At 47.5% G+C, this 19950-nt stretch carries 20 protein-coding genes; 11 read left to right on the plus strand and 9 right to left on the minus strand.

The genetic code is table 11. The annotated features are described in order from the left end of the window. Positions 1-173 precede the first annotated feature (173 nt). Entirely contained in the window at positions 174-515 is a 342-nt protein-coding gene (locus ACYVB1_RS17065; protein ID WP_460925005.1) for a hypothetical protein, read from the plus strand. A 168-nt stretch (positions 516-683) separates the two neighbouring features. On the opposite strand, the gene ACYVB1_RS17070 is transcribed toward ACYVB1_RS17065, so the two are convergent. Continuing rightward, positions 684-1331, minus strand: a complete 648-nt coding sequence (locus ACYVB1_RS17070) for an Abi-alpha family protein (protein ID WP_460925006.1) — start codon at positions 1329-1331, stop codon at positions 684-686. A 552-nt stretch (positions 1332-1883) separates the two neighbouring features. Between ACYVB1_RS17070 and ACYVB1_RS17075 the strand changes: the two genes are divergently transcribed. From ACYVB1_RS17075 to ACYVB1_RS17090, 4 genes are all read left to right on the plus strand, one after another. Beyond that, entirely contained in the window at positions 1884-2642 is a 759-nt protein-coding gene (locus ACYVB1_RS17075) for a hypothetical protein (RefSeq protein WP_460925007.1), read from the plus strand. 310 nt (positions 2643-2952) lie between these two features. After that, the gene (locus ACYVB1_RS17080) at positions 2953-3177 is read left to right on the plus strand and encodes a hypothetical protein (protein ID WP_460925008.1); all 225 of its coding nucleotides are present in this window, start codon (positions 2953-2955) and stop codon (positions 3175-3177) included. 265 nt (positions 3178-3442) lie between these two features. Next, positions 3443-3937, plus strand: coding sequence for a hypothetical protein (locus tag ACYVB1_RS17085; protein ID WP_460925009.1), 495 nt, complete (start codon positions 3443-3445; stop codon positions 3935-3937). A gap of 353 nt (positions 3938-4290) precedes the next feature. Further along, positions 4291-4983, plus strand: a complete 693-nt coding sequence (locus tag ACYVB1_RS17090) for a hypothetical protein (protein WP_460925010.1) — start codon at positions 4291-4293, stop codon at positions 4981-4983. Positions 4984-5732: 749 nt separating this feature from the next. Here the strand turns inward: ACYVB1_RS17090 and ACYVB1_RS17095 are convergent. Together ACYVB1_RS17095 and ACYVB1_RS17100 are read right to left on the minus strand one after the other, a co-directional pair. Next, positions 5733-6152 carry a hypothetical protein gene (locus ACYVB1_RS17095; protein WP_460925011.1) on the minus strand — a complete coding sequence of 140 codons (420 nt, stop codon included), beginning with the start codon at positions 6150-6152 and terminating at the stop codon, positions 5733-5735. A gap of 35 nt (positions 6153-6187) precedes the next feature. Continuing rightward, positions 6188-7204 (minus strand): IS1595 family transposase, encoded by a 1017-nt coding sequence (locus tag ACYVB1_RS17100; RefSeq protein ID WP_460925012.1) that lies wholly within the window; start codon positions 7202-7204, stop codon positions 6188-6190. A 573-nt stretch (positions 7205-7777) separates the two neighbouring features. Between ACYVB1_RS17100 and ACYVB1_RS17105 the strand changes: the two genes are divergently transcribed. Next, positions 7778-8878, plus strand: coding sequence for a Gfo/Idh/MocA family protein (locus ACYVB1_RS17105; RefSeq protein ID WP_460925013.1), 1101 nt, complete (start codon positions 7778-7780; stop codon positions 8876-8878). Between the two features lie 14 nt (positions 8879-8892). On the opposite strand, the gene ACYVB1_RS17110 is transcribed toward ACYVB1_RS17105, so the two are convergent. Continuing rightward, positions 8893-9156: a hypothetical protein gene (locus ACYVB1_RS17110; RefSeq protein WP_460925014.1), complete on the minus strand. Its 264-nt coding sequence runs from the start codon at positions 9154-9156 to the stop codon at positions 8893-8895. Positions 9157-9948: 792 nt separating this feature from the next. On the opposite strand from ACYVB1_RS17110, the gene ACYVB1_RS17115 reads away from it, so the two are divergent. Next, positions 9949-10653, plus strand: coding sequence for a ligand-binding sensor domain-containing protein (locus tag ACYVB1_RS17115; RefSeq protein ID WP_460925015.1), 705 nt, complete (start codon positions 9949-9951; stop codon positions 10651-10653). Between the two features lie 59 nt (positions 10654-10712). After that, the gene (locus ACYVB1_RS17120) at positions 10713-13361 is read left to right on the plus strand and encodes a sensor histidine kinase (protein ID WP_460925016.1); all 2649 of its coding nucleotides are present in this window, start codon (positions 10713-10715) and stop codon (positions 13359-13361) included. A 53-nt stretch (positions 13362-13414) separates the two neighbouring features. Here the strand turns inward: ACYVB1_RS17120 and ACYVB1_RS17125 are convergent, their stop codons facing one another. Beyond that, positions 13415-14692: a hypothetical protein gene (locus ACYVB1_RS17125; protein WP_460925017.1), complete on the minus strand. Its 1278-nt coding sequence runs from the start codon at positions 14690-14692 to the stop codon at positions 13415-13417. Positions 14693-14909: 217 nt separating this feature from the next. Here ACYVB1_RS17125 and ACYVB1_RS17130 point away from each other — a divergent pair, with 217 nt between their 5' ends. Further along, positions 14910-15458 carry a hypothetical protein gene (locus tag ACYVB1_RS17130; protein ID WP_460925018.1) on the plus strand — a complete coding sequence of 183 codons (549 nt, stop codon included), beginning with the start codon at positions 14910-14912 and terminating at the stop codon, positions 15456-15458. Between the two features lie 142 nt (positions 15459-15600). On the opposite strand, the gene ACYVB1_RS17135 is transcribed toward ACYVB1_RS17130, so the two are convergent. The 3 genes from ACYVB1_RS17135 to ACYVB1_RS17145 all read right to left on the minus strand — a co-directional run bounded on the left by ACYVB1_RS17135 (position 15601) and on the right by ACYVB1_RS17145 (position 18390). Beyond that, positions 15601-16167, minus strand: coding sequence for a sugar O-acetyltransferase (locus ACYVB1_RS17135; protein ID WP_460925019.1), 567 nt, complete (start codon positions 16165-16167; stop codon positions 15601-15603). Between the two features lie 119 nt (positions 16168-16286). Next, the gene (locus ACYVB1_RS17140) at positions 16287-16973 is read right to left on the minus strand and encodes an endonuclease domain-containing protein (RefSeq protein ID WP_460925020.1); all 687 of its coding nucleotides are present in this window, start codon (positions 16971-16973) and stop codon (positions 16287-16289) included. Between the two features lie 94 nt (positions 16974-17067). Then, entirely contained in the window at positions 17068-18390 is a 1323-nt protein-coding gene (locus ACYVB1_RS17145) for a type IX secretion system plug protein (protein WP_460925021.1), read from the minus strand. Between the two features lie 178 nt (positions 18391-18568). Here ACYVB1_RS17145 and ACYVB1_RS17150 point away from each other — a divergent pair, with 178 nt between their 5' ends. Both ACYVB1_RS17150 and ACYVB1_RS17155 read left to right on the plus strand, forming a co-directional pair. After that, entirely contained in the window at positions 18569-19126 is a 558-nt protein-coding gene (locus ACYVB1_RS17150) for an NAD(P)H-binding protein (protein ID WP_460925022.1), read from the plus strand. After that, on the plus strand, positions 19117-19416 hold the full coding sequence (locus ACYVB1_RS17155) for a hypothetical protein (protein ID WP_460925023.1): 300 nt from the start codon (positions 19117-19119) through the stop codon (positions 19414-19416). The genes ACYVB1_RS17150 and ACYVB1_RS17155 overlap by 10 nt, the downstream gene beginning before the upstream one ends. Before the next feature lies 1 nt (position 19417). Here ACYVB1_RS17155 and ACYVB1_RS17160 read toward each other — a convergent pair whose 3' ends face one another. After that, positions 19418-19903, minus strand: coding sequence for an OsmC family protein (locus ACYVB1_RS17160; RefSeq protein WP_460925024.1), 486 nt, complete (start codon positions 19901-19903; stop codon positions 19418-19420). Positions 19904-19950: the final 47 nt, after the last annotated feature.

The raw sequence follows: 19950 nt of genomic DNA on the forward strand, positions 1-19950 counted from the left end.
AGTTGCTACAAGATATGAGAAATTAGCCGTCAGTTTCTTAGCGATGCTGAAGCTGGCTTTTATTAGGTTTTACCTGAAAAAGTATTCATCAGACACACCCTAGTAAAATAAGGGTTACAACTAATTTGGGAGCTGAGGAGCTGAAGGACTATTATGTACAAAGTTTCTTAAGAATGAAGTTCAAGGTAAGTTCAGAAACCCATCATAATTATCTTGTTACTGAGCCCAATTACATTAAAAACTATTATATGAAAGTGGTGGTTGAATTCGACTCAAATACTGCAGTTTTAAGTGGTTATTACGGTAACAGAGGAATAGGTAGTTATTATAACTCCATGGGGCATACAGGCATAGGGGAACGTGAAATAACTGACACAGATATTTCTTGGAATCCTATTTACAATGGTTCTCGTGGATGGGAAACCCTTCACATGTTAAGCGGGATTTCAAAGTTTAGGTCCCCATTTCAACATGCAGAATACAAGAGGGAATACAATAGAGTTATACAGAATTGACATATAGGCCCTGTAACATAAAGCCTTGGCATAAGGCGGGGCTATATATGTTGCAAAATCAGGATTTGGTTATGATTAGCATCTAAGTCTTGGCAACAGGTGGGCAGTGTCATTCCCTGCCCTTTTCTTTTTACCGTTGGATAAAGGATCCAAGTCCTCGGAGTGACCTTACCTTTCGCAAGCAACCAAAAGTGACATGCCGAATTCTGTTAATTTGAATCTGTTAGTGGACTTGTACTTAACTTGCAGTTCGGGTGCTCTTGTCAGAAAATGAGGCTTCTCACTTTGTTCTATTTCATGCACTTCCTCGACAAGGTTAAGTCTCATCAAATTCAATAATGGAGTTCTGTCAATAACTTCCGGGGGTTCTGGATTCATCTCTGCGTAGCCTGGATACAGCTCTCTATAATATTTATCCCGCCGCTCTCTAAGGCTGTTTAATATCCTTACTTCTTCCGTAGATAATTGCGATACAATGCCAGGATAAACTGTAGTTGCAAAAACTTTTGCAGAATCAATGTAATTAGCCATCAGATTAGCCCACATATCTTGCAAGTCTTCATTTTCTTCAAGCGAGACATTTTCCAAGTACGGGACTAGCACCTTTAAATCAACCTGTTTAACAGTTATGTTGTTATCCGCAACAATCTTTTCGATCTTTTGAAAATTTTTTAGCTGGTTCTTGAGCCTTCGAACTTTGATATTATCGCCAATCATAAGCCCAAATTCTTCAAACGTGGGGCCGAAAAGCTTATCAAATATCCCCTTGGCTGCTTCGGCAGTTTTCTCTAATGCGGCAGATTCTATAGATGTCATGTGTTACTTTTTTCAGGTATGACGTATCCAAATATAATTAAATTCCTGCCAATAAACACTTTCAGACTTACAAGGTTGCCTTATATCGTTGTGGTAGCAACTGCCCCTTCGCCAATAATTTTCCTTGACCGGATAAACTACTCCTCCCCTTCTTGTAGATAATGCTCCAAAGCTGCTAAATCTCTGTGGAAAAGGTTCGATAATTCAATCCTTCGGTCTACACTAAAGGACTTCAGTTCACGCTGGAGGCCTTTTTTCATTTGCTTCGGACACTATTCGGACACTAAAACCGCCACCTGTTAATTTAACACCTCTCGATTCGGCTAATAATTGTTTTTTTGAGGAGGTAAAGCTTCTGTTGTTTGCAGTATTCTTTTTGGTGCCCTCCCCTACTATGTACCTTTAGGTGAATCTATCAATTAGCCTATGATTGGCTCCCTCACAAATACAAATCCTCCTTTTTAGAAACAAGGCAGCGCAGAAGAATGTATATTCGCGCGCAGCCGCCGCCAGCGGCATGTAATATGAAAAGACTTTTCTTTTACACTGAACTTGCTGCTTTTCTCCTGTTCCAGGGAAGAGCGTGACCTGGAACAGGTTCTGATAAAAGATGCTTACAAGAACTCTGTTTTCCAGAACGAGATAATATTGTCAGAGGTGATAAATGAGTTAGGAACAGGCCGATTGGGACGTGCAGATTCTCTTCTGAAGGCAGACATGGAGAGAATAGCCTCCTGGAGGCGAAACTTCGTCCGGAAGCCTACATTGGAGAGCCTGCTGCTGTATGCTGACTCCATAGAGCACCAGTCCAATAAACCATACGAGAACCCCCATGAGCTCTCTGTACCATTGAGAAAGCTAAGGGAGCAGGTAGCATCCTCCCCTGACAGTGCAGCCTTCTATGGCCTGCTGTACTGTGCCACTGCTATCGAAGGGAGTGAGCTGCAGCGGAAGTCAGTGGAAAGGGGTACATTTTGTAAGTTTGGTCCAAGCTTCCCTTCCTACCTGGACAAAAGCCAGTACCAGCTAGGTGACACAGTTTTTCTCACAGTCAACATAACAGATGTCTATACCGGAGACTCGGTGTTTGATTTTTCCCATGTCGCCTGCAGGAACACAGAAAGCGGCGTCACATTCAAGCCAAAGGTAATCAGAACAGGCCCTTATTATATTCTGATGTTCACCCCTGGCTCCTACGGAGAATATGAGATTGTGGGTGGTTTTACGAACAAGCAGGATGATAACTTTGGATATGCTATAAGGGTCCAAAATAGCTTCGCAGTGAAACCGGCAGTGCTTGAAGAAAGCTAAAGCACTGCAGTACTGTGCTGTCAGTTCGTGAGTCTGACCTACTCAGTTACTAGTTGACATAGCAGGCGTTATAGAACAGCTCTAGCTACCTTCTGATAAATTTATTTTTTTTAGTTTAACCTTTCCTTCATCTCTCACCATTCCCACCTTTTCCGGGATTGCAGTTAAAGAATACTGTGGTTGCACTACAGAAGCGCCGGCCTCTCTTCCTGCCGCCCCTTTACACGACAGGCACCAGGGTGTAACCTATGGAAATATATATTCGTAGATGCATATATATTAATTATCACTATAAACCATCCTGACAACTATGGCGATAGCTCTGACTTTAACTGGCCTCTTTTTACTGGTATGTACCCTGTGCAGTGCCCTTGTTCTGTTTCTAAGTCATGCAGAGGAGCCGGACAGAGGCTACGGATGGGTGCGAAAACCCGAAGCCCCTGTTATGCGCATTGTCTCAGGGGGTGATGTGGAGAATGCCCCCACGCACCTGCCTCAGCACATGACCATGGAGAAGATTGCAACAGGCTCCTGAATCGGATGGCTACTGTGACCGGGGTCTGAAAGGAAGCAGCATCACTGTTTAGTCAGAGTAGGGTAGTTTCCTCTAAAGCGGCACCTACACCTACGCCAGTTCTGAAATGCCAAGCTGTTCCAGGTAAGGCACCAAGCAGCTGCTCTCTTCAAACCAAGCGCACGGTGCCTGGGGTCTCAGGCCCACTCCCTCACTCTTCCCGAAACTGCCTCCTGCAGAAATAGATTATATTATATTATCTATATATTAAAAGAATTGACTACTTTTGGTTGGCTCTTACGGAAATCACCTGGAGCCACTGAAAACCAACCCATTCAACTTAAGAACAGAGGGTGCAGAAATGAAACTGACAAAGGTATTAATGGTATTTATCTTAGCTGCCGCAGGATTCCTCAGCAGCTGCGAGAAGGAAGAAGAAACTCACATGGCCAACGTGGAATTTACCTCCGTCACAACGGGGGATGTGGACGGCGACGTGACGGGAAACGGAGGCTCCTCTTCAAAGACTTACACTTGGCAGAACACTTCCTCCAAGGCAGAGTACAACATGGACATTACGGCCACTAAAGGCGGTAGCTTCCAGCTCCTGATGAAGGACGCCAACGGACAGCTTGTACTGGATAAAACCCTTGTTGCCGGAGATTCCGAGGACTCTAAGTCAGGAATGACTTCCACTGGCGCCCCCGGGGCATGGACCGTGACTGTCATCCTGACCAACTTCAACGGCGACGGCAGCTTCTCTATAAGCAAGGATATGTAGGCGGCCTTTCCTGCCCCAGCACAGCAGAAGGAAGGGAACTTCAAGAGCATAGGCACCACAAGACCGCTCTGCGTTAGGCAGGGCGGTTTTTTTATTTATATCTCTCTCCAGAACCGGTGCAATCCCGCCACCCCACGTCCTAAACGGCGGCAGCCGGACCAGGCGGTAAAAAGCCCGTGGCATGCCAGCCGCAGGTAAATGAGAGAACCAACCTATATATCCATGTCTTGCCTTAGCATACAGCACTGCCTAAGTATGTACAATTCAAATAAAAAAAATAATTAAATTATTAAACTTTTTTTTAACATGCTCAGTAGAAGGCGTATCTTAAATATATAAAATTCATATATAGTATGAACAAAGCAAAACTACTGAGCCTGCTGGTCCTGCCAGCTCTTTTCACCATGAGCTGCTCCGAGGAGCACGATGTCGCCCCTGCCGCTTCTATGAGCGCAAAGTCCACATCGCTTGCCACCGGCAACGGGGCACCAAGCGGGGCGCACTACACCCTTAACATCATCGGCGTTGCCAAGGACAAGACGGCCGCCATGGACGGCAACAGCGGCCACCGCATCTTCGTCAACTTGGAAGGTAAGACGAAGATAAACCTGCAGAACGCTGACCTCACCGACGGCACCTTCCAGGTGCTCGACGCCAACGGCACAGACGGTGACGGCGCCCTTTTCCAGCTTCCTAGCCCGGACGCTGACGGCGACGGCATCACCTCCTACTCAGTGTATGCGCGCGCCCTTGGCAAGCCGGGAGGCAAGGTAACAGTGACCACCTGCGCCACCGACGTGGCAACAGGCGAGGAAGTGTGCAGCCTGGAGTCGCTGGTGACCATGCGCGAGAAGGGCGGCTCCAAGTTCCAGAACGTATCTGCTGATCTGCTGACTATCTACGCTGACATCACAGACGACGGTGTTGACAACCCACAGCGTTACCCGCTCTTCTCAGACGAGATGGAGGGCTACTACTGGGACTACGACAACAACGGTCTGAGAGTGCTGCAGCTCCGCTTCTACGAGGTGCCGACTACCCTGTAGTCTGCAACACAATCATATAAAGGTAAAAGAGCCGCTACTTCCTATGAGTAGCGGCTCTTCCGTTTTAACATGTTCTAACTCTTATAGCAGCAAAGGCAGATGAAATTCCATAAAGCCGGCGGCTCCTACACGATTTCTGAAGGTATATTTCAGGCTGGCTTTACCCTTCAGGCAACTTTCCTGCTACCTGCTTTGTGACGTCTTCCTTCGGCCTGTTCTCCACCGGCTTTCCCGTCAGCTTTAAAAACACCCACTAGCCTACCTCTTCCCCCTGGATGGTGCCCTGGAAGGCACCATCCAGATAGTGGATCCCGCCACACCTCCTCTAGTGTGCCGTAAAGACTATTTGCGTCATAACACATCTTATGATAAAAAGACAATCAGTTTCTATTGTAGAAGAGGGTGTTTATTGCTCCTCTCCCACCTGCAGATACTTTACCACAGCCATAAAATCTTTGTGGATATGGTTCGATAATTCGACATGGAGGTCTACTACAGCAAAAAAGCCGCTCCAAATCAAATGGAGTGGCTTTCTTGGTTCGACAAGTATCACTTTGGGTTCTCTTATAACAGTTTTATAGACTCCCAAAGCTCAGGGCATCCTGGATCAAAGCAGAAGAAAACATAATTTCTCCCTAGTTACAGAATGGTGGATATGAAGCTAAATCATCAATCTTATCTATTTTGGCTCTGTTATAGATAAATGTTGATGGTGTAGATTCACAAACGTTTTAACAAACAGACTTCGTTTAGTTTTCCTCTTTTTCAGGTAAATACCAAGGATAGTCTATTGTATTTGCTTTTGTTATTTCAATTAGCTTTTGATAACAGTATATTTTCTTTTCTACAGGCAGCGTAGATTCTCTCAGATATACTGACGCATCGTTGAAGATATTATCAATTTTGGAGTTGTCAACGAAGTTAATTATGGAGTCCTTTTGAATAAAGAAAAATGTAAAAGAATCAGTTTCATCAATTCCAAAGGAGTAAACACCATCACCATTAGCCTCTGTAACTATTGGAGTACACTTAATATATTCTTTATCTCCTTTGTCAGCTAATCCTTTGGAGTGAAGATAACTATAGAGTTTATCTATGTCACAGATTTGGTGCTGGCTGTATGACATGAAGGAAATAAAAAACAAAAGTGAAGTTATTATACTCTTCATTTTAATAGGGAAGTTTAGATACATCATATTATCTGTTAAGAAACTAAACACTGGTAACGACCTTCGATATTAGAGTACCTACCCAAAGTCAGTTTATCAGAAAGAGAAGCATGATATAGTTCACTTACCATACCTTTTTGCTTCTTGAAGAGTTCGATGAACTTGAACAGGTTCAGGTAGCTTTGCAGATACTTCGTGGCTACACCGTTGAACTTTTTGATGTAATCCTTGAACCGCTTGGCAAGGTTGTTCAGGTTGTTCACATGGTATATCTTCCCCACCGAGTACTGCTTCTTGGAAGCGTGTATGCGGTAGTGCGTGAAGCCGTGTGTCTTGGCGAACGACTTGATGGAGGGATGCTTGTCGGAGCAGATGATGTTGGAGTCGGCACTAACCCTGTTGCGCAGTATTCTGTCCAAGTCCTTGCGCTTCAACCTTCCCATACAGGCAACGGTAAGGTCGATGTTCTTAGACCTGTCAACAGAGAACAGCACCTTCGCTTGGTCGCTGTTATCGCCACGCCTGTTCGTGCCGCCACGCTTCCTTGGCTTGGTCAACCCCTTTCTGCCTTTCTCGCTTTTGAGGAACCACACATCGTCAACCTCCACGATACCGTTGAACTTGGTTTTGCTCAGTTCCTCGAAAGCAGTGAGTATCTTGTGCCGCCAGTCGAAAGCAGTTTTCAAGGAGATATCCATTTTAGAAGCTATCTCACGCAAGGAGTTGCCTTCCACCATCAGGGTGATATACTGCTCCCACAGGTGCTTCTTCTTGATGTAGGATATGGCTGTTCCAGTTAAGTCGGTGAAGGTCTTCTTGCAGTCCTTACACTGGAACCTCGTGCGGTTTTGTAGGTAGCCGTACCGCACTACAGAGACAGAGCCGCAGGCAGGGCAACCACGTTCCATGCCCTCGTTTAGCTGCTCGGCTACTTGGTTGTGCTTCTCGGAAGCCTTGGCTAAAATCTCGATGATGTTCTTGGAAAGCTGCTTTAATTCCCTGCTGTCCAACTTCTGAATCTCTTTCAGAATGTCTACCTTTGACTTTGCCATATATCCCTTTGATTTATACAAAGATACGCAGAAATAACGACAATATCAACTTTTAGCTATAACAGAGCCTCTATTTTTAAAGAAACTTCTACATTGAAGCAAGGAACCGCATCATGTTCTGAAAAAAAGGATATAAGCTTAGTCTTCGATTTTGGACACCTTATCCATTTTATCATCTTTTCCAGATGAATCGCCCTTAGCTGTTTTTACCGCAACTTTTAGAGACTCCTGATGTTCTTTCCTTTCCTTGAATTCTTTTTGGCGCTGCTTCTTTTGTTGGTCTCTTGATCTGGTGCTTATTGTCTAATTTAATTTACCTGTAACTAATCTTTGGACCTTACTAAGCCCTAACTCATAATCATCTTATTTATACGCATAAACAAAATATATCAATTTCTGCATTGGGGATAATAGGATGAATGAGATTTTCTGAATCAGGAGATCACTCACAGACAGCCAAATGTTTACCCTTTTTGTATGGAAACATCAGGTTTTATAATTAAACTAGCAGTATATACAATTCAGGTAGTTTAAAATAATATCTTCACCTATATAACACAAAAGACGGAAGCCATGACCTTTACCTCCTCCCGCCGCGATGTCCTGAAAAGCCTTGCATTAGGTACTACCGCCGCTCTTTTTTCACCACATGCGCTACTGGCGGCCACACGCCAGCAAAAAGACCGCCTCGGTGTGGCGCTGGTAGGCCTGGGCTACTATAGCACCGATCTGTTGGCACCGGCCCTGCAGCAGACGAAGAATTGCTACCTAGCCGGCATCGTGACGGGTACCCCCTCTAAGGCCGAGGCATGGAAGAAGAAGTACAACATCCCCGACAAAAACATATATAACTACCAGACTTTCGACCAGATCGCCAACAACCCGGATATAGATGTGGTATACGTGGTACTGCCCCCGTCCATGCACCGTGAGTACACGGTGCGGGCGGCCAATGCCGGCAAACATGTGTGGTGCGAGAAACCCATGGCCATGACGGAGCAGGAATGCCAGGAGATGATTGACGCCTGTAACAAGAATAAGAAAAAGCTGGCGATTGGTTACCGCCTGCAGCACGAACCTAACACACAGGAGTACATGCGTATCGTGAACCAGAAGCTGCTGGGCAAGGTGAAGCAGGCAAGCTGCGGCGCCGGCTACCGCGAGAGCCGCACGAACCACTGGAAGCAAACAAAGGAACTGGGCGGGGGGGCGCTCTACGACATGGGCGTGTATTCCATACAAGGTGCGCGACTGGGAACAGGCCTGGAGCCTATCGCCATTGCATCGGCTAAAATCTCTACTACGCGCCCTGAGATATACACTAACATTGACGAGACAACAGTGGCAAAGCTGGAGTTTCCGGGTGGTGTGGTTGCCGACATCAAGACCAGCTTCGGTGAGAACATTAACTTCCTGAACATTGCCTGCGAGAAAGGGGAAATCAAGATGGAGCCGTTCCAGAGTTATGCCGGTGTAAAAGGCAGCAGCCCGCTCGGAGAAATCAACCACCCGTACGAGGTGCCGTGGCAGCAGGCAAAGCAAATGGACGATGATGCCATGGCTATCATGCAGAACAAGCCGATGCTGGTGCCAGGCGAGGAAGGCCTCCGCGACATCCGGATAGTGGAAGCGATCTATAAAGCCGCAGAGTCGGGCAAGCGCGTGAAGCTATAGGGTCAGGATTATTTTTATAGGCGCTTGGTGCCTGCCGGGGCCCTGTCGCCAGAGAGCAGCACGCCCCCCAGCTCACTGAGCAGAAGGGCGGTGGAGCGGCTCCGGTGGCGAATCAGGCTCTGGCACAGGCCCAGGAAAGTGCGCACCAGACGGTGGTCGAGCAACTCATCGAGCCTGACCAGGAAGGGGGAGAGAAACTCCTCGAGGCGGTGGGAGAAAAAGCGGGCCAAAGAGAAAACATCAGCCTCGCCCGCACCGTTAGAAATACGACTAGACATAAGAACCTCCTGCTTTAAGTGATATAGCTACCACTAAAACAGGAGGTTCTCTTTTTTCATCCCACTCCTAAACTCCGGGATGATTCATGTTTAGCGTTGTTGTCTCATCTTTAATGTAATGACAGCCAACCCTGATTTATACTTAGAAGTTATACCCTTGCGCTCCTGCTGATCTGCGGACTCAGCAACATAACATCTTGTTATAAAAATCAAGCACCAAATGCTACTGATGAAAAGGTGTTTACCGCTCCTCTCCCACTTCAAGATAATTTCTAATGGGCACTAAATCCCTGAAGATAAAGTGCGATAATTCAATACTGCGGTCTACTCAGAAGGCCCTCAGCAGCAGCTGGGGGCTCTTTCAATTACCTGCGGACACTATTCAGACACTCAAACCGCCACCTGTCAATTTAACATCTCCCGATTAGGTCAGTTACTACTTTGCTGGAGAAGGTAAAGATTCTTCTGAAGGAACCAGCCCTATCTCAACTACCTTTCCTCTCGCTACACTCCTGAAAGCATGAAGATCTAAATAAATAAATTCTATTTTTCCATATTTTAATCATAACATAACGTATATCGATATTGACTATAAGCTTGTTAAGACTTTTAATGGAGTCATGAATGGGAGAGTATTCCTCTTTTATAGTTTAGCTTCCTGTTGCAACTCCTGCCCTTGCGGGAGCAGCCCAAGTGTTCAATGAGCCTGCTTCGCCAGTTTTATCCTGCTACCAACTTAGCCATGGATCGACCTAATTAGCGCTTGTACATTATCTTCAAAAGAACAGAAGAATGAAGCAAATCTTTATCTTTAACCGAACTTTTCTGTTTCTGCTCCTGCTCCTTTTTACCAGCCTGCCTGCACGGAGCCAGCATCCTTTTTTCACCAAAGTTCATCCCCCAGAAGGAGTTGAATGGGGAATTGTAGGAATTGCGCAGGACCACCAGGGGTTTGTCTGGATTGCTACCGCGGATGGAGTGCACCGATACGACGGATACCGCTACACCTCGTACTACCACGACCCGAATAATAAAAACTCACTAGGATATAATTTAACCGAAACAATTTTTGTCTCTAAAGATGGAACAATCTGGATAGGTACTTTCGGGGGTGGTATGGACCACTTTGATCCTCACGCCAACACCTTTACCCACTATGTCCACGAACCAAAGAACCCGGCTAGCCTGAGTGACAATTTTGTAACGGCAATACTGGAAGACCGGGAGGGAGTAATGTGGGTCGGAACACATGGCGGACTCCACCGCTTTTACCCGGAGAGTGGCACCTTCACCCGTTATCAGCATAACCCGCAGGACAGCACCAGCCTGAGCCATGACCAGGTGCGGGCTTTGTACCAGGACAGGCAGGGGACACTGTGGGTTGGAACGGGCAGCCCCTGGAATTCGAAGCCGGGGGAAGGGGGGCTAAACCGCTTCAACCCTAAGACCGGCACCTTTACCCGTTATCTCCACCATCCCAAGGCCCTAGCACCTTAATTAACAACAAAGTAAGGGCCATCTACGAAGACAGCCGGGGCACTTTCTGGGTGGGCACCTTGGGAGACGGACTGCATACGATGGATAGGGAGAAGGGAACATTTACCCGGCACCAGTATGATCCTAACCAGCCAGACAAGCTAAGCCGCACGCCCATCAGAGGAAAGAATCAGGACGGCGTTAGCTTTATTCACGAAGATGTGACCGGGGCCATCTGGATAGGAACCATAGGCGGCGGTATAAGCCGCTACGATCCGGGAAAGGAGAAGGTGGCGCATTATGTGAGCGGCACCACAAGTTCCTGCGGTTTGCAGGACAATGACGTCTGGCGGGCTTTTAACTCAAAAGAGGGCGTTCTTTGGGTAGGCACCTGGGCTGGACTATACCGGACTGACCCCATGCAGTTGAATTTTGCCTATCAGCCCACTAAAGCGTTAGTCTGGTCTTTGTTCGAAGATGCTAGCGGAAAAGTCTGGGTTGGCACCCATAAAGGACTGGAGTTGTATGAAATGAGCAGTGGAGGCAACCAGCAGTTAACTCCTTACCCGTCTTTGCCTCCAGGGCTTGCAAAGGAACCTGTGTATACATTTTTAGTAGACAGGCAGGGTATTATGTGGATTGGCGGGGAAAAAGGGCTATGGCGGCGGGATTCGAAGAAAGGAACTTTCAAGCTGTATTCCCATGACCCGAAGGTGACAGCCAGCATAGGCGAAGGTATAGTAGTTGCTCTTCATGAAGACAGGGAGGGCTTTCTATGGATAGGCACAGGGAAAGGTGGCTTGAACCGGATGAATACGAAGACTGAGACTTTTACCCATTTTCAGCATGAACCTGATAACTCTAACAGCGTGAACAGTCCTGTTGTCTCAGCTATTCATGAAGACAGTGAAGGAAATGTATGGGTTGGAACATGGCATGGGAAGGGGGTGAGTGTGCTGGAGCGAAAGTCTGGCAAGTTCAGGCATTATCCTGTTCCAACTACTCAGATAACCAGCATCCGGGAGGATGCCTCCGGGAAGGTTTGGGTTGGCTCAAACCAGACTGGTTTGTATTATTACGATCAGCAAAATGATGAACTTGTAAGGTATAGAGCCAATAGCACAGATAAATTTATTAGCAGTGTCAGGGGAATATTAGAGGACGACCAGGAGAACCTTTGGATTAGTGCCAGCACCGGCCTTATTAAACTTAACTGGAAGGAGAATGTCGTCTCTACCTACGGAACAGAAAGCGGGCTTGATCCCGGGGCTTTACACATACTGGCTGTACATAAAGGAAGAAACGGAAACCTTTACGTCGGAGATACTTTAGGCTTTTATACTTATGCCCCAGCAAAGCATAATCAGAACCCACCGCATATTGAACTGACAGACTTTCGCCTTTTCGATGAAACGGCAAGGCCCGGAGAAGAGGATCCAGTGCCTGTCCCAGTGGGTCAGGCGAAAGAAATTTCGCTCACACACCTGCAAAATGTGTTTACCTTTCATTTCACTGGCATTCATTTCACCAACCCCGGCCAGAACCGGCAGTATTATATGCTGGAGAACTATGATACCGGCTGGCGGCAGGCTAACACAGAGCAAACAGCGTTTTACTATAAAGTACCGCCGGGTAAATATGTGTTCCGGATGAAAGCGGCCAGCAGTGAAGGTGTTTGGGCAGAGAAGATAATTCCTGTCACCATACACCCGCCCTGGTGGCAGACCTGGTGGGCCTACGGATTGTTTGCAACTGTATTTGCGGCAAGCCTGTGGAGTTATATTGCCTACCGCTCCCGAAGCCTGAGGAAGGAGAACAAGTTACTGGAACAGAAGATAGCAGACCGGACAGTTGAACTGCAGCAGTCGCTTCAGCACCTGAAGTCTACGCAGGCGCAGTTAATTCAGTCTGAAAAAATGGCCTCACTGGGAGAACTTACCGCCGGTATCGCCCATGAAATCCAGAATCCCCTCAATTTTGTGAACAATTTCGCAGAAGTTAGCCAGGAACTAGTGACGGAACTGCGCGAGGAAAAGAGAAAAGAAGCCCCTGACCCTGTGCTAGAAGACGCGCTTTTTGAAAACCTTGAGCACAACCTACAGAAGATCCAAATACACGGCCGCCGAGCAGATAGCATTGTAAAGAACATGCTGCAGCACTCCCGTGCCAGTTCAGGAGAAAAACAGCTCACAAACCTCAACTCATTGGCAGATGAGTATTTGCGCTTGGCTTACTCCGGCTTTCGGTCCAAAGACAAAGGTTTCACCTGCTCCATAGAAACCTCCTTTGATGAGAACCTGAAGAAAGTTGAAGTAGTGCCACAGGAACTGGGCAGGGTGCTGCTCAACCTCTTTAACAACGCTTTTTATGCTGTACAGCAGAAGCAGCAGCTGGAACAGCCAGGTTACGAGCCGAAGGTAACGGTAAGCACCCACAAGCAGGAGGGACAGGTAGAGATAAGGGTGCGTGATAATGGAACAGGTATGCCGGAGAGCGTGAAGAGCAAGGTTTTCCAGCCCTTCTTCACCACTAAACCCACCGGTCAGGGCACGGGACTAGGTCTCTCGCTTTCCTATGACATCATCACGAAAGGACATGGCGGAGAAATGAGAGTAGCTTCTGAGGAAGGAGAATGGTCTGATTTTACAATTTCTATTCCGTATACACCTGCATTCAAAGGGCTGCTCAAAGCATCTACCGCTCCTCTCCCACTTGCAGATACTTTTTAGCCTCATTACTTCCACATTTCATTGTAGGCAGCTATAAATTAAGCTGGCTTTACTTAGTTGTAGAACATCATTCCTCCGCCACCATCAAAGCGTGGGTTTACGACATTGTTGAACAGCGAGCCGAACCTGTAGCGAACACCGAAGTTGAAGTAGAAGTCATAGTTGGAGTCCAACTGGCGCCGCCTGGTTAACAGGTCCTGGTCAGAGACCGTCCCCTTGATGATATTCAACTGGTCCCGCTGTATGGCATAGTACCCGCCCACGTTCAGCGAGAGTCCCTTCACCAGCCGTACTTCCCCGTAGCCGGAGAAGGAAAGCCGCTGTTTTGAGAAGTCATGGAAATAATGGCTGAAGGAGGTGGATCCGCTCACCCGCCCCCATTTCTGGTTGAAGCTCACGTCCAGCGAGAGGCTCTCCTGAAACCGGAGCTCCTCTTTCTGAGAGAAGATGGTTTCCTCGATGTAGTTGAAGTACTGTGGGCCGGCCCTGTACATCAGGCCAATGTACCTGTTGTTCGACTCTGAGTAGGGAACGAAGTTATACTCTACAGCCGGTGTAACAGCCAGAGACAGGTCATAGTTGCTGTAGTCAGACTTCTGCGCACTGACATAGCCACCCGCTGACAGATGGCTGGTGAGTGACCACACCGTGGTGTTGCTGAAGCCATAGCGCTCGTTGGTATAGGTAAACTGCTCGTCACCCTCTCCAAAGCGGTTCTTGTTCTTATTGGCATGCAGGGAGATGCTGGTCTTGAGCTTTTCCGTTACCCTGCCCGCGCTAATCCCACCGCTCAGGCTGCTGCTGGAGTAGTTTCTGTCCCCGCTGAAATAGCCGTTCATGTTGAGGTTAAACACCCAGAAGTTCCAGGGGTCCTCCTCCGGCCTGGTAGCGATTCCGGTTGGCTGGCTATCGGCGTCCTTGAAAGAGATGACCATGTCCTTTGCCTTCTCTGTCTTCAGGATGTAGGGAATCAGCCCGAGCCTGATTTTCTCTACCGCCTCTCTCCGGTCCTCATCGTCTGTGGCAGTAGCCTCCCTGATGTATGCCTTCACATCATTCATCCCGGAGAAGGCTTCCCGTCCTTCAAACTGAAGCTTGTACTCACGCCCCCCGCTTCCCGTGGTCTGCGCTGTAATCAGGATGTAAACGTTGGCCTGGAAGCGGTCATTCACATAGTCCACAAAAGGGATTTCCCGCCTGATGTAGTCCCTGTCGCAGTAGGTTTGGCAGTCCAGGAAAACGCGCAGGTTTTCGACTTTGTCCGCAGGTGTCTGTGCAAAAGAAGTGCTGACGCATAGAAGCGCGAGCAGGAGTTGGAAGATTGTTTTCATAAGGCGGTATCGCTGTAAAGTGGCAAAAGGAACAGAAGGTGCAAATCGTACTTCAATTTACTCAATTAGTTAATTAAATATAGCATTTGCATATTAATAATATAACGGCATGCGTTTTAAATAAATCCTGAAGAGGAAGGAGCGAAATATGTCGCAGCATTCGCTTTACCTGGGAAGGAGCTGTTATCAGTTCTTTTATAATTTAAAGGGTATACCTATGGAAACTAAACTTTATATCCCCTGCCTGCTCATGTTGTTTGCTTTTACAAAGGGTTATTCCCAAAAGGTTAACGGTAGGCTTTTAGAAGTACCCACTTTGGACAGTCAGGGGCTGACTGGGGATGTGCTGACCGTAGACATGTATGACAAGGACTGCATCCATCTAGTGGACGGCATGATATCTTCTGCCAATGATATTGTTTCCTACCAGCAGCTGGCACATTTTGAGCGGGCAGCAAGCAGGGAGAAGCTGGCGAAACTTGGGTTCAGTGATGGCCAGTGTGTCATGGTCAAGTCTACCGCTGACCATGACATTGAAAATTACATCTACAGGCAGGTGCATGAGCAGGTACGACAAATTGGCATCCAATATAAACTGCCCATTGCCGTAAATGAAAAGCTCCTTACCTCCTACTCAGCCAGACAGCGCCAGCTAAGCAACATCAAGTCAGAGCAAATAAAGAAGGTTAAATTCTTAAACAAAGCTGAGGCACAGGCCAAATATGGTGATAAGGTTGTATTTGGCTTGATTGAGATTACAGTGTAGGAAAAAAGTCGCTTACCAGCAAAGCGCAGTCTTAACCCTCGCTGCGCTACGGGCTTCAGCTGAACAAATCCGGGAGCTTGCTCTACACTTAGTTCGCCAGCCCAAATTCGCAAAACTGTTGTTCACGGCAGGTATTGCGGATTCATTCATCTGGTGTTAAGGGTCTGATTATCCTGCAAGGATTTCCGGCAGCAAATACATCAGAAGGTATGTCTTTTGTCACTACACTACCTGCACCAATTACACTTCTATCGCCAATCGTTACGCCTGGGCAAATGACGGCACTGCCGCCAATCCATACATCTTCACCAATCACTATGGATTTTGCATATTCCCGCCCCGAACTTCTTTTAATGTGGTTCAAAGGATGGGTTGCAGTATACACCTGTACATTTGGTCCAAACATGCTACGGCTGCCTATAGTTACCGGAGCTACATCAAGTACAATGCAACTAAAGTTGAAAAACACCCTTTCCCCAATTTTCATATTGTAGCCGTAGTCACAATAAAAAGGTGGTTGTACCCATAAGTCTGCTGCTGCATGTGGCAGAAGTTTTTCTAGTACACCGCTTCTTTCCGATGTTTCGTCTTCTCTTGTTTCATTAAGTGTTTTTAGAAGCAACCGGGCCTGCAGTCTGTCTTCCACAAGCTGTTTGTCCAGTGGGTCATACATTTCACCCGCAATCATTTTTTCCTTTTCCGATTTCATGGAGCTGAAGTTATGATAGAACTTTTCTTAAAGTTTTTATTGAGTGCCGATGTGCTTCCCGCTCACGGACTAGTGTAGACGATGTGCGAAGCATGAGGTATACACGTGGTTAGCACTCTTTATTCCTCATCATCAATGATTTGAAAACCTACCAAATTGTGCTTCTGTAGTGTCTGTATTGCTAAGGACCATATTGCTTCATCCCTGTGCTGCTTTTCGAAATATACAATTCGTAAGGCGCTAATTACTCCATCACAACTATTCAACAGCCAGTTAGCTAGACTAGCATATCTTTGTTCCTCATCTTGGTAGTCGGAGAAATCGGACTCAATTTCGTAAATGTCTTTGAACTCAGTATAGGTTTCTTTCCCTTTAATCCTGAATATTCTCCAACCAAATTTGTAAAGAAGTTTATCTCTAACTTTATCCTTTTCTTCATCATGATAATCTTTACCATCGAGTTCTAATCCTATCCTAAGGTAAGGGTTGGCAAAATCTATGAAGTAGTTAAAAAGTGGGAATTGAGGATACAGAGCAATTCTCATAGCCCTTATGGATATCCAAGCATTATATTCTATTGGTGAGAAATGGGTTCCCCAGTCCAGAAAATATGGGCTAATTGGTATAGAGACGTCCTGCTTAGCTCTTGCCATTATTTGTGGTATCATTTCCATATACATCTGTCTAATGAAACCCCATTTGTCTGTTATTTTATCTAATTCATTAAACTCGTTCTTAATGAACTGCCTCCTGCCATACTCTTTGAAGCTTTTGAAGCTCAATTCTGAATCTTCTGTTTCATCCATACTTCTAAAGAATTGTTTATAATTTGTATGTGCTAACTACCGGATAGGCGTGAACATACGTTTGTCTGCTCTATCTATAAAGAAATAATTCATGCTATTTCCTGTTAAAGAAAACCTGCTCATACCCTACCAGCAGGTCGGCCCGGGTGCCGGGTGGTCGGTAGTAAACCAGGATGTCGTAGATATTGTCGGTCTGGAAATGGCTGCCTTCAAAATAGCTAGCATCAGGAGGAGTAGCTGCATCCGGTTTGTGGGCATAATAGTAATTGTAGTACCCCTGTTTCAGCAGCATCCGGCCAGCGTATACATTGCGTTCGGCATCGTACCTCATGCGCGCTTCATCCGTCAGTTGCCAGTTGGTAAGTTCTCCCTGTATGTATACTGCACCCGGTGCCTGGCTTGATACCTGCAATTCAAAATCAACCCAGGTGTAGTCGCCGTTTATATCGCCGTTGCCATACTGCCTGTTCCCGAAAATCCGCATGCCGTTGATGTCGGGGTCCTGCGAGTAGGCCTGCGCCTGCCGGTTTTTGCCCGGCTCCAGGGTCACTACGATGGGGTTTGCCTGCAGGTCAATGCTCTGCACGCCAATGCTGCGGAAATTCAGGCTGCGGGTATCGAAGGCCCTGAACTCACTCAGCCCTTTAAACAACTCATCCGGCTCAAAAAATACATACTCCAGGCGGCGCTGCGCATCGTGTATAAAGGTTGGCTTGCTGATGGTTTTGGCATTGTCCCAGCGGTAATTCTGCCTTAAAACGGTCTTTACCTCCATTGCCGGATTCACCAGTTCGTAGTTCGGGTACATGATATTAAACTCAAGCGGCTGCCGGGTCTCTCTACCACCAGGGCCCAGGGGAGCCCCCAGTTTGGCCGTTACGGTAACAGCATCCTGGTACACCATCAGGCGGCGTGTCAGCAGGGTGTTACCCCCCTCCTCCTGCACCACCAGCAGGTAATTGCCACTTAGCCGCACCTTAGGCACCACGAAACGGTAGTGCACATAGGGTATGCGTGTGTTTACCGATATCTGTGCATTTGTGATGATGAACTCATTGAAATCGTAGAGGAACTGGGTATCGTTGAGGGTGGAGGGCGTCCAGTTGGCATCGCAATGGCGTAGCTTCACCAGCAGGCGTTGTTGCCGGGCATTCAGCCTGTCGAACTCCAGCACAATGGGCTGCTGTTGCGCAAGTGGGGTCACGGCCGGGTTCAGCACCTCATCTTCCAGCCCGGTAGACAGGTAAGCCTGCACCGACGTGATGGTTTCATCATAAACATAATCTTCATAGCGTAGAGCACTGGAGGCACTACTGCCGGTGGCTGTGCCGCCCTGCTGCTCTATTGGCACACAGGCCACTAGTCCGCAGGCAAGCAGCCCGGCAATAAGATAGGTACAGGTGAATTTTCTGAGCATAAGTTCTAAAAGTAAAGCTGCCTCTAATGGGCGGCAGAAAGTCTTTCAGAACGAAGATAGCAAAATTAATTTCTTTACCTGCTGCTGTTAAAGGCGTGGTATGGTGCATTGCTAAAATTGGCTGAAGCGCTTACCTTTAGGTTACTACCAGTCTCCCTTTAACCTATGAAAGATATTATTGGCCGGAGCCACCGGTCACTTGGGACAGCACCTGTTGCGGGAGCTCCAGTTGCAGGAGTATAGTGTAACAGTGCTGGCTCGTTCTGCCACCAAGGCAGCCGCCCTCGCTCCCGCTCCCGACGCTGTCTTTGTGGCTGATGCCACTATACCGGAGCAAATTGCTGGAGGCTGCGATGGTGTAGAGGTGGTGGTTTCAGCGCTCGGCAAAAGCATCAGCCTGAAGGACAAGAGCCGAAGTAGTTTCTATGACATAGACTATGGGGCCAATTTTAATTTATTACTTGAGGCGAAAAAGGCGGGCGTGCAACAGTTCTTTTATATCTCGGCTTTCAAGGCAGAGGAGCACCCGGAGCTGGCCTACTTTAAAGCCCATGCTGATTTTTCTGAGGCGTTGATGAAGTCCGGCATCAGCTACAGTATTCTGCAGCCGACGGCGCTGTTTTCTGCTTTCGACGAGGTGGTGGCCCTGGCACGCAAAGGCATGATGGCTCTATGGGAGACGGCCATCATAAAACAAACCTGCTTTATGAAAGAGACCTTGCCAAAGTGGCCGTAGCATGTATCGGGCAGGCACCTGCCACTATACCCATTGGAGGCAAACACCTCTACAGCCGCCTGGAGCTGGTACAACTGGCCTGTAAGGCCGCAGGCTATTCAGGCCCTATCCTTTCCGTACCTGTTGGAGTGGTAAAGAAAACACTGCCACTGCTCCGGCTATTTAACCGGAACCTGTATGATAAACTGGCTTTCCTGGTAGCAGTATCTTCGGAAGATTGCGTAGCGCCACAGGTTGGGGACTATACCCTGGAGGAATATTTTGGTTTAGCTGAAGTACAGAAAGCCTGAGTCAATCCTCTTCCATTTGGGTGACAACCTGCACCCCCGCCTCCAGGGTTTTCTGCACCGGGCATTTGGCAGAGATGATTTTCAGCCGTTTCCGCTGCGCTTCAGTCAGATCCCCTACTAAACGTAATTGCTTTGTCACCTGAGTTAGCTTAGATACGGTGTCTTCGCAGTCCTCACAGTCTTTAGCGTGCACCCGCCCGTGGCGCAGGCGCACTTCTGCACGCTGCAGGGGCCAGCCTTTACGCTGGGCATACATGTGCAGCGTAATGACGGTACAGGCGCCGAGGGCACTTAAAATATAATCATAAGGGTCCGGGCCAATTTTCATACCTGTCAGCACACTTGTTTCGTCCAGCACCATGTCCTGGGCGCCTGCCCTGATATTAGCTATCATGGGCGCCGTGCTGTCTGCGCTTACCAGTACTCCTTCATCCTGCTCCTTGCTTGTCATACCGCTGTTCCGTTGCTTCTCTTTTCTTATAAGCATTTAGCCCTGAAAAGTTGTAGCTGTTGTAGCAGACAACCCAGAAAGTG

It is taken from the genome of Pontibacter brevis, from assembly GCF_054779655.1.